General features: G+C 72.4%; 9 protein-coding genes. All 9 read left to right on the top strand.

Annotated elements, in window-relative coordinates; genetic code table 11:
* Positions 1 to 175 precede the first annotated feature (175 nt).
* On the top strand, positions 176 to 1156 hold the full coding sequence (gene paaA / locus D458_RS0127345; protein WP_017589905.1) for a 1,2-phenylacetyl-CoA epoxidase subunit PaaA: 981 nt from the start codon (positions 176 to 178) through the stop codon (positions 1154 to 1156).
* Positions 1153 to 1464 carry a 1,2-phenylacetyl-CoA epoxidase subunit PaaB gene (paaB, locus tag D458_RS0127340; protein ID WP_017589904.1) on the top strand — a complete coding sequence of 104 codons (312 nt, stop codon included), beginning with the start codon at positions 1153 to 1155 and terminating at the stop codon, positions 1462 to 1464. Before paaA ends, paaB begins: the two co-directional genes overlap by 4 nt.
* Positions 1465 to 1534: 70 nt before the next feature.
* The gene (gene paaC / locus D458_RS0127335) at positions 1535 to 2413 is read left to right on the top strand and encodes a 1,2-phenylacetyl-CoA epoxidase subunit PaaC (RefSeq protein ID WP_017589903.1); all 879 of its coding nucleotides are present in this window, start codon (positions 1535 to 1537) and stop codon (positions 2411 to 2413) included.
* A complete protein-coding gene (paaD, locus tag D458_RS0127330; RefSeq protein WP_017589902.1) occupies positions 2407 to 2952 on the top strand; it encodes a 1,2-phenylacetyl-CoA epoxidase subunit PaaD in 546 nt (181 codons plus the stop codon). The genes paaC and paaD overlap by 7 nt, the downstream gene beginning before the upstream one ends.
* Positions 2953 to 2954: 2 nt before the next feature.
* Positions 2955 to 4058, top strand: a complete 1104-nt coding sequence (gene paaE, locus D458_RS0127325) for a 1,2-phenylacetyl-CoA epoxidase subunit PaaE (RefSeq protein WP_017589901.1) — start codon at positions 2955 to 2957, stop codon at positions 4056 to 4058.
* A 50-nt stretch (positions 4059 to 4108) separates the two neighbouring features.
* The gene (gene paaI, locus D458_RS0127320) at positions 4109 to 4486 is read left to right on the top strand and encodes a hydroxyphenylacetyl-CoA thioesterase PaaI (protein WP_040702859.1); all 378 of its coding nucleotides are present in this window, start codon (positions 4109 to 4111) and stop codon (positions 4484 to 4486) included.
* Positions 4487 to 4820: 334 nt separating this feature from the next.
* Positions 4821 to 6002 carry an L-rhamnose isomerase gene (rhaI, locus tag D458_RS0127315; protein ID WP_017589899.1) on the top strand — a complete coding sequence of 394 codons (1182 nt, stop codon included), beginning with the start codon at positions 4821 to 4823 and terminating at the stop codon, positions 6000 to 6002.
* Entirely contained in the window at positions 5990 to 8095 is a 2106-nt protein-coding gene (locus D458_RS0127310) for a bifunctional rhamnulose-1-phosphate aldolase/short-chain dehydrogenase (RefSeq protein WP_017589898.1), read from the top strand. The genes rhaI and D458_RS0127310 overlap by 13 nt, the downstream gene beginning before the upstream one ends.
* Complete coding sequence (locus D458_RS0127305; RefSeq protein WP_017589897.1) at positions 8092 to 9603, top strand: rhamnulokinase; 1512 nt, start codon at positions 8092 to 8094, stop codon at positions 9601 to 9603. The genes D458_RS0127310 and D458_RS0127305 overlap by 4 nt, the downstream gene beginning before the upstream one ends.
* The last annotated feature ends 110 nt before the right edge of the window (positions 9604 to 9713 follow it).

The raw sequence follows: 9713 nt of genomic DNA, 5'->3' as shown, positions 1-9713 counted from the left end.
GGCGGCCCGCCACAAGCCGGCTTCCGGTCGGCACCCCGGCGGCCCTCATCGGGACCGTCTCGGCGCCGACTCGGTGACCTGCTCGGATTCGGGCGCCCGGGGACTTGCGTCGGGCGCCCGGATCCGGGGATACTAATTACTGACCGAACGTTCGGTTATGAATGGGGAAAGATCAATGCCGACCACGGCCCAGGAAGCGCCCCCCGGCGCCGACGAGGCTCTCCAGGCGGACTTCGACGCCCGGATCGCCGCCAACCAGCGCATCGAGCCGCGCGACTGGATGCCCAAGGCCTACCGCAGGACCCTCATCCGCCAGATCTCCCAGCACGCGCACTCGGAGATCATCGGCATGCAGCCCGAGGGCGACTGGATCGCGACCGCGCCCAGCCTGCGCCGCAAGGCCATCCTCCTGGCCAAGGTCCAGGACGAGGCCGGGCACGGCCTGTACCTGTACGCGGCCGCCGAGACCCTCGGCGTGGACCGGGGCGACCTCACCGAGCGGCTGATCGAGGGCCGCCAGAAGTACTCCTCGATCTTCAACTACCCCTCGCTGAGCTACGCCGACGTCGGCGTCATCGGCTGGCTGGTCGACGGCGCCGCGATCTGCAACCAGGTCCCGCTGTGCCGCACCTCCTTCGGCCCCTACGCCCGCGCCATGGTGCGCATCTGCAAGGAGGAGTCCTTCCACCAGCGGCAGGGCTACGAACTGCTCATGCGCATGATGGAGGGCACCGAGGGCCAGCGCAGGATGGTCCAGGACGCCGTCGACCGCTGGTGGTGGCCGTCCCTGATGATGTTCGGCCCGCCCGACGCCGAGTCGCCCAACACCCAGCAGTCCATGACCTGGGGCATCAAGATCGACACCAACGACGACCTGCGCCAGAAGTTCGTCGACATGACCGTCCCCCAGGCGGAGAAGCTGGGCGTCACCCTGCCCGACCCCGAACTGGCCTGGAACGAGGAGCGCGGCCAGTACGACTTCGGCGAGCCCGACTGGAACGAGCTCAAGCAGGTCATCACCGGCAACGGCCCCAAGAACGCCGAGCGTGTCACCCGCAGGCGCGCCGCCCACGAGAAGGGCGCGTGGGTCCGCGAGGCCGCCACCGCCTACGCCAGGAAGCAGCAGGACAAGAGCGCCCAGGAGGTCGCGGTATGAGCACGAACGACAACGCGACCCCGGCCCGCCCCGAGTGGCCCCTCTACGAGGTCTTCGTCCGCGGCAAGCGGGGCCTGAACCACGTGCACGTCGGTTCGCTCCACGCGCCCGACGAGACCATGGCGCTGCACAACGCCCGCAACCTTTACACCCGCCGCAACGAGGGTGTGAGCATCTGGGTCGTGCTCGCCGACGACATCACCGCGTCCAGCCCCGACGAGAAGGACCCCTTCTTCGAGCCCAGCGGTGACAAGGTCTACCGCCACCCGACCTTCTACCCCATCCCCGAGGACGTCCCCCACATCTAGGGGTGGACGGGGGCCCGGGGAACGAACGGGTCCCGGGGCAGAGGCCGGCACGAGTCTTCAAGGAACAAGCATGAGTGGCGAGAACATTTTCACCGGTCTGACCGAGGAGCACGACGGCGACGCCCGTTGGGCCTTCGGCACCGGCTTCACCGAGGCGCTCGCGGGCGTGGACACCACCCTTCCCGCGGGGGTGGACGGCGCGGACCTGGCGGCCTACTGCCAGATGCTCGGCGACGACGCCCTCGTCCAGTCCCAGCGCCTCGTCCAGTGGGTGACCGACGCCCCCGAGCTGGAGGAGGAGGTGGCCCTGGCCAACATCGCGCTGGACCTGCTCGGCCAGGCCCGGCTCCTGCTGGCCCGCGCCGGACAGGCCGACGGCACCGGCCGCGACGAGGACGCCTTCGCCTACCACCGGTCCGCAGCGGAGTTCCGCAACGTGCACCTGACCGAGGTCCCGCGCGGCGACTTCGCCCGCGCGGTCGCCACGCTGCTCGTGCTCTCCAGCTGGCGCCTGGCCGTCTTCACCCGCCTGGCCGACAGCACGGACCCCGTGCTGTCCGCCATCGCGGCCAAGGCCGTCAACGAACTGGCCTACCACCGCGAGTACGCCGTGTCCTGGTCCCTGCGCCTCGGCGACGGAACCCCCTACTCCAACGAGCGCATGCGCGCGGCCGTCGCCGACGTGTGGCCCCACACCGGCGAGCTCTTCGCCACCCACCCCGTGGAGGTCTCCCTGGCCGCCCAGGGCGTGGGCGTGGACCCGGCCTCGGTGCGCGAGGAGGTCCACGGGGTCCTCGACCAGGTGCTGACCGCCGCCACCCTGCCCGCACCCGCGCCCTTCCCCGAAGGCGCGGTCGCCGGACGCGACGGCAGGCACACCGGTGAACTCGCCCCGCTGCTGGAGGAGCTCCAGCGCGTGGCCCGGGAGCACCCGGAGGCGACATGGTAACCACGACCGGCGCCGGCACGGACACGGACCAGAGCACCGGGGCCGAGCGGAAACTGTGGGCCGCGGCCGCCGCGGTCACCGACCCCGAGCTGCCCATGCTCACCCTCGCCGACCTCGGCATCCTGCGCGAGGTCGCGGTCGAGGCGGACGGCACCGCCGCGGTGTGGATCACCCCCACCTACTCCGGCTGCCCCGCCCTGGCCGAGATGCGCGTGGACGTGGACCGCGCCGCGCGCGCCGCCGGGTTCGAGCACGTGGAGGTGCGTACCGCGCTCTCCCCGGCCTGGACCACCGACTGGATCACCGACGAGGGCCGGCGCAAGCTCACCGAGCACGGCATCTCCCCTCCCGGAGGGGCGCCCAGGCGCCCGGCGGGCCCCATCCCGCTCACCCTCATGCCCACCCGTACCGTCCCGCGCTGCCCGCTGTGCGGCGCGGCCGACACCGAGGAACTGTCCCGGTTCGGCGCGACCTCCTGCAAGTCGCTCCACCGCTGCCGGACCTGCCTCGAACCGTTCGAGCACGTCAAGGAGATCTGACCGTGACCACACCCGTCACCGAGACCGACGGCGCCCCGGTCCGCGGCCGCGCCGCGTTCCACCGGCTGCGCGTGGCCGCCGTCGAGCGCCTGTGCGACGACGCCGTCGCCGTCACCTTCGACGTGCCCGACCACCTGGCCGAGGAGTTCGCCTTCGCCCCGGGGCAGTCCCTGACCCTGCGCCGGGAGGTCGACGGCGCGGAGGAGCGGCGCAGCTACTCCATCTGCGCGGCCGTGGGCGAGGCGCCCCGTGTGGGCGTGCGCCTGGTCGCCGGAGGCCTGTTCTCCAGCTGGCTGGTCCGCGAGGTCGAGCCGGGCGACGAGATCGAGGTGGGCCCGCCCACCGGACGGTTCAGCCCCGACCTCAGCACTGCCGCCCGACACGTGCTGATCGCCGCGGGTTCGGGCATCACGCCGATGCTGTCCATGGCCTCGTCGCTGCTGCGCCGCACCGACTCCCGCGTCACGCTGCTCTACGGCAACCGCCGCAGCGACACCGTGATGTTCGCCGACGAGCTCGCCGACCTCAAGGACGCCTTCGGCTCCCGGCTCGAACTCGTCCACGTGCTCTCCCGCGAGCCCCGCGAGTCCGAACTCCTCAGCGGCCGCCTGGACGGCGCGAAGCTGGACGCGCTGCTGTCCACGATCGTCGCCGCCGACGCGGTCGACCACTGGTGGCTGTGCGGCCCCTACGGGATGGTCACCGACGCCCAGGAGGTCCTCGCCCGGCACGGTGTGGAGGGCGAGCGCATCCACCAGGAGCTGTTCTTCGTCGAGGGCGCCGAGCCCCCGCCCCAGGCCCGCCACGAGGAGCCCGGGGTCGAGGGTCCGGCCAGCGAGGTCACCGTCGTCCTGGACGGCCGCACCACCACGTTGACCCTGCCCCAGGGCGTGCCGGTCCTGGACTCCGCCCAGCGCTACCGCCCCGACCTGCCCTTCGCCTGCAAGGGCGGCGTGTGCGGCACCTGCCGGGTCAAGGTGTGCGGCGGTGAGGTGAGGATGCGCCGCAACTACGCGCTCACCCCCGCCGAGGTCGAGGCCGGGTACGCCCTGGCCTGCCAGGCGCTGCCCCTGACCGACGCCGTCACCGTGGACTTCGACTCGTGAGCGGCCGGGCGTCCGAGGGACGCGGGGAGCGCAACGAGGCGGCGTGGCGGATGTTCGAGGCCGACCGGGCCTCCAAGAACCTGGGCATGCGCCTGGTCGAGGCCCGCGACGGGTTCGCGGTGGTGGAGATGGCCGTGGGGCCGCTCATGGTCAACGGCCACGGCATCGCCCACGGCGGGTTCGTGTTCACGCTCGCCGACACCGCCTTCGCCTGTGCCTGCAACCTGGACGGAGGCGGGGTGACGGTGGCCTCCGGGGCCGACGTGACCTTCGTGGCCCCCGCCAAGGAGGGCGACCTGCTGGTGGCGACCGCCGTGGAGCGCGTGCTCTACGGGCGCAGCGGCGTCTACGACGTCACGGTCCACCGGGGCGAGGACGTCGTCGCCGAGTTCCGGGGCCGCAGCCGGACCCTGCCCCGGCGCGGGTAGCGGGGGTTCGGATTCCAGGAAGGGCCGGGGCGGGAGCCCCGGCCCTTCTCCGTGTGCCGGAGGCCGGCTGGACAACGGCGGCGGGGGTCCGCGAAGATGATGGGAAAGCGCTTACTGACGACGGTGCCGCTCCTCGGTGCCCGTCCTGGCCGGCGTGGGCTCTTTCGGCTGGTGAATAAAACGTTGTAAGCGATCGTCTCTGCCTCCTTGTGGTGGTTTCGGGTGTGGCTGTTGACACTCTTCCTGATGTCGGGATAACTTCTGCGCTAGTTGAATAAAACGATTCAATGACCGCTTGCGCCACCATCCCGCACCAGCCGAACGGAGCCCCAACGTGGTCACACCGCACACGGCCTCGCACTCCGACACCCTTGCCGTCCTGCGCCGCCAGCACATCGAACTGCCCTCCTGGGCCTTCGGGAACTCCGGAACCCGCTTCAAGGTGTTCGGCCAGCCCGGGGTGCCCCGCGACCCCTGGGAGAAGATCGCCGACGCGGCCCAGGTGCACCTGCACACCGGTGTGGCCCCCACCGTCGCGCTGCACATCCCCTGGGACCGGGTGGACGACTACGCCGCCCTGGCCGCCCACGCGCGCGACCTGGGCATCGGCATCGGCACCATCAACGCCAACGTCTTCCAGGACGACGACTACAGGCTCGGCAGCGTCACCAACTCCGACCCCCGGGTGCGGCGCAAGGCCATCGACCACCTCCTGGAGTGCGTCGACGTCATGGACGCCACCGGCTCGCGCGACCTCAAGCTCTGGTTCGCCGACGGCACCAACTACCCCGGCCAGGACGACCTGAGGTCCCGGCAGGACCGCCTGGCCGAGGCCCTGCGCGAGGTCTACGACAGACTCGCCCCCCACCAGCGCCTGCAGCTGGAGTACAAGCTCTTCGAACCGGCCTTCTACGCCACCGACGTCCCCGACTGGGGCACCGCCTACGCGCACTGCCTCGAACTGGGGGAGCGGGCCGTGGTGTGCGTCGACACCGGACACCACGCGGCGCACACCAACATCGAGTTCATCGTCGCCTTCCTCCTGCGCGCCGGGAAGCTCGGAGCCTTCGACTTCAACTCGCGCTTCTACGCCGACGACGACCTGATGGTGGGCGCGGCCGACCCCTTCCAGCTCTTCCGCATCATGTACGAGGTGGTGCGGGGCGGCGCGATGGCCACCGACACCCAGGTCGCGTTCATGCTCGACCAGTGCCACAACATCGAGCCCAAGATCGCCGGGCAGATCCGTTCGGTGATGAACGTGCAGGAGGCCACCGCCAAGGCCCTGCTCGTGGACCCCGACGCCCTGGCCCGGGCCCAGGAGGCCGGCGACGTACTGGGTGCCAACGCCGTGCTCATGGACGCCTACAACACCGACGTGCGCCCGCTCCTGGCCGACCTGCGCGAGGAGCAGGGGCTGCACCCCGACCCCATGGCGGCCCACGCCGCGTCCGGCTACGTCGAGAAGGTGGCGCAGGAGCGCAAGGGCGGCGCCCAGGCCGGATGGGGCGCGTGACCCCGCACGAGCACGACCCAGCCCAGCACCACCACGACACCGAACAGGGAAGCACCGTGTCCGAATCCGTCGTCGCCCAGCTCGTCGAACGCAGCAACACCCTCGGCGCCGATCCGCGCAACACCAACTTCGCGGGCGGCAACACCTCGGCCGCCGGCACCCGCACCGACCCCGTCACGGGACAGCCGGTCGAACTGCTCTGGGTCAAGGGCTCCGGCGGCGACCTGGGCACCCTCACCGAGGACGGCCTGGCCGTCCTGCGCCTGGACCGGCTGCGCGCCCTCGTGGACGTCTACCCCGGCGAGGAGCGCGAGGACGAGATGGTCGCCGCCTTCGACCACTGCCTCTTCGGCAAGGGCGGCGCCGCACCCTCCATCGACACCGCCATGCACGGCCTGGTGCGCGCCGCCCACGTGGACCACCTGCACCCCGACTCCGGCATCGCCCTGGCCACCGCCGCCGACGGCGAGCGCCTGACCCGCGAGTGCTTCGGCGACCGCGTGGTCTGGGTGCCCTGGCGCAGGCCCGGTTTCCAGCTCGGCCTGGACATCGCCCGCCTGGCCGAGGAGAACCCCGACGCCATCGGCGCGGTCCTGGGCGGCCACGGCATCACCGCCTGGGCCGAGACCAGCGAACAGTGCCAGGCGAACTCGCTGGAGATCATCCGCACCGCCGAGCGCTTCTTGGAGGAGAAGGGCCGCCCCGAGCCCTTCGGCCCCGCCCTGGAGGGCTACGGCGCCCTGCCCGAGGCCGAGCGGCGCGAGCGCGCGGCCGCCCTGGCCCCCGTCATCCGCGGCCTGGCCTCCACCGACCACCCGCAGATCGGTCACTTCACCGACAGCGACACGGTCCTGGACTTCCTCGCCGCCGCCGAGCACCCCCGCCTGGCCGCGCTGGGCACCTCCTGCCCCGACCACTTCCTGCGCACCAAGGTCCGCCCCATGGTGCTCGACCTGCCCGCCGACGCCCCGATCGAGCGGGCGGTGGAGCGGCTGCGCGAGCTGCACCAGGAGTACCGGGCCGACTACCGCGCCTACTACGAGCGCCACGCCCGGCCCGACAGCCCCGCCATGCGCGGCGCCGACCCGGCGATCGTCCTGGTCCCCGGCGTGGGCATGTTCTCCTTCGGCAAGGACGCCAAGACCGCGCGCGTGGCCGGCGAGTTCTACGTCAACGCCGTCAACGTGATGCGCGGCGCCGAAGCGGTCTCCACCTACCGGCCCATCGAGGAGTCGGAGAAGTTCCGCATCGAGTACTGGTCCCTGGAGGAGGCCAAGCTCGCCCGCCTGCCCGAGCCCAAGCCCCTGGCCGGCCGGATCGCCTTCGTCACCGGCGCCGCGAGCGGCATCGGCAAGGCCATCGCCACCCGCCTGGCGGCCGAGGGCGCCTGCGTGGTCGTGTCCGACCTCGACGCGGACAAGGCCGCCGAGGCCGCGGCCGAACTCGGCAACGCCGACGTCGCCGTGGGCGTGGCCTGCGACGTCAGCGACGGCCAGGCGGTCGCCCGGGCCCTGGGCGAGGCCGCCCTGGCCTTCGGCGGCGTGGACCTGGTGGTCAACAACGCCGGGCTGTCCATCTCCAAGCCCCTGCTGGAGACCACCGAACGCGACTGGGACCTGCAGCACGACGTCATGGCCAAGGGGTCCTTCCTGGTCTCCCGTGAGAGCGCCCGGATCATGACCCGCCAGGACATGGGCGGCGACATCGTCTACATCGCCTCCAAGAACGCCGTGTTCGCCGGTCCCAAGAACATCGCCTACTCCGCCGTCAAGGCCGACCAGGCCCACCAGGTGCGCCTGCTCGCCGCCGAGCTCGGCGAGCACGGCATCCGCGTCAACGGCGTCAACCCCGACGGCGTGGTCCGGGGTTCGGGGATCTTCGCCGGCGGCTGGGGCGCCCAGCGCGCCGAGGTCTACGGGGTCAAGGAGGAGGAGCTGGGCGCGTTCTACGCCAAGCGCACCCTCCTGGGCCGCGAGGTGCTGCCCGAGCACGTGGCCAACGCGGTCTTCGCGCTGACCGCGGGGGAGCTGTCGCACACCACCGGACTGCACGTGCCCGTGGACAGCGGCGTGGCCGCCGCCTTCCTGCGGTGAGCGCCGTGCCCGAGAAGCGGGAGGCGGCGGTGCACGCCGCGATCGACCTGGGTGCCTCCAGCGGCCGGGTGATCACCGGGCGCCTCGTCGACGGCGTCCTGCGCACCGAGGAGGCCGCCCGGTTCGCCAACACGCCGGTGACCGTGCCGAGCCAGGAGCGCGAGACCCTGCACTGGGACGTCCTGTCCCTGTACCGGGGAGCCCTGGAAGGGCTGCGTGCGGCGGCCGAGTCCCACGGGGGCCTGGCCTCGGTGGGCATCGACTCCTGGGCGGTGGACTACGGACTGCTCGACGCCGACGCGGCCCTGCTCGGCAACCCGGTGCACTACCGGGACGCCCGTACCGAGGGTGTGCCGGAGGAGGTGTTCGGGTACCTGCCCGCCGACCGCATGTACGCCGTCAACGGGCTCCAGGTCCAGCGGTTCAACACGGTGTTCCAGCTGGCCGCGGCGGCAGACGACCCCCAGCTGGTGCCGTTGGCCCGCGACGCGCTGCTCATCCCGGACCTGCTGGGGTACTGGCTGACGGGGGAGCGGGTGTGGGAGGTGACCAACGCGTCCACCACCGGGCTGGTGGACGCGCGCACCCGGGACTGGGCCCAGGAGTGCCTGGACGTGCTGGAGGGGCCCTTCGGGGTGCCGGTGCGCGACATGCTCTCCCGCCTGGTCGAACCGGGCACGGTCGTGGGCCGGCTGCGTGCCCGTGAGTCGGTGGGAGGCGCCGCGGGGGCGCCGCTGGTGGCGGTCGGCTCGCACGACACCGCGTCGGCGGTGGTCGCGGTTCCGGCCGCCACGCCGCACTTCGCCTACGTCTCGTGCGGGACGTGGTCGCTGGTGGGGGTGGAGCTGGACGCCCCGGTGCGCACCGAGGAGAGCCGGGCCGCCAACTTCACCAACGAGCTCGGCGTGGACGGCACAGTCCGCTACCTGCGCAACGTCATGGGCCTGTGGGTTCTGCAGGAGTCCCTGCGCACCTGGCGCGAGCGGGGCCGCGACGTGGACCTGGCCGACCTGCTGGAGCGGGCCGCCCGGGTGCCGGCGCTCGCCTGCGTGGTCGACGTGGACGATCCCCGGTTCCTGCCGCCGGGCGACATGCCCGCGAGGATCGCCGCGTACGCGGCCGAGACGGGCCAGCGGCCGCCCGAGGGCGACGCCGAGCTGGCCCGGTGCGTCATCGACTCCCTGGCCCTGGCCTACCGCAGAGCGGTGCGCCAGGCCGCCGAACTGTCCGGTCGGGACGTCGAGGTGGTGCACGTGGTGGGAGGCGGGGCGCGCAACACGCTGTTGTGCCGACTGACCGCCGAAGCCACCGGCCTGCCGGTCGTGGCCGGTCCGGCCGAGGGCACCGCCGCGGGCAACCTGCTGGTGCAGGCCCGTGCCGTCGGCACGGTGGAGGGGGAGCTGTCGGACCTGCGCCGGATCGTGGCCGACTCCTTCGAACTGCGGCGCTACGAACCGCAGGAGGGCCGGGCCCGGTGGGAGGACGCCGAGCGGCGTCTCTGGGGCTGACCCGGACAGGGCCCCGAGGACCCCGGGGAGACCGCCGCGAACCGCGGTCTCCCCGGGGTCCTTCGCGTGCTCTCGGTGCGTCTTCTCGCGCCGCTTCCCGTGCTTTCGGG

The organism is Nocardiopsis ganjiahuensis DSM 45031 (assembly GCF_000341085.1).
In the GTDB taxonomy this organism is placed as follows: Bacteria; Actinomycetota; Actinomycetes; order Streptosporangiales; family Streptosporangiaceae; genus Nocardiopsis; species Nocardiopsis ganjiahuensis.
The sequence above is the reverse complement of the archived record's forward strand: the minus strand, read 5'-3'. Positions and strand labels throughout refer to the sequence as shown.

Coding starts and splice junctions, on each gene's coding strand:
- paaA (WP_017589905.1), top strand. CDS start 176: ATGCCGACCACGGCCCAGGAAGCGCCCCCCGGCGCCGACGAGGCTCTC.
- paaB (WP_017589904.1), top strand. CDS start 1,153: ATGAGCACGAACGACAACGCGACCCCGGCCCGCCCCGAGTGGCCCCTC.
- paaC (WP_017589903.1), top strand. CDS start 1,535: ATGAGTGGCGAGAACATTTTCACCGGTCTGACCGAGGAGCACGACGGC.
- paaD (WP_017589902.1), top strand. CDS start 2,407: ATGGTAACCACGACCGGCGCCGGCACGGACACGGACCAGAGCACCGGG.
- paaI (WP_040702859.1), top strand. CDS start 4,109: ATGTTCGAGGCCGACCGGGCCTCCAAGAACCTGGGCATGCGCCTGGTC.
- D458_RS0127310 (WP_017589898.1), top strand. CDS start 5,990: ATGGGGCGCGTGACCCCGCACGAGCACGACCCAGCCCAGCACCACCAC.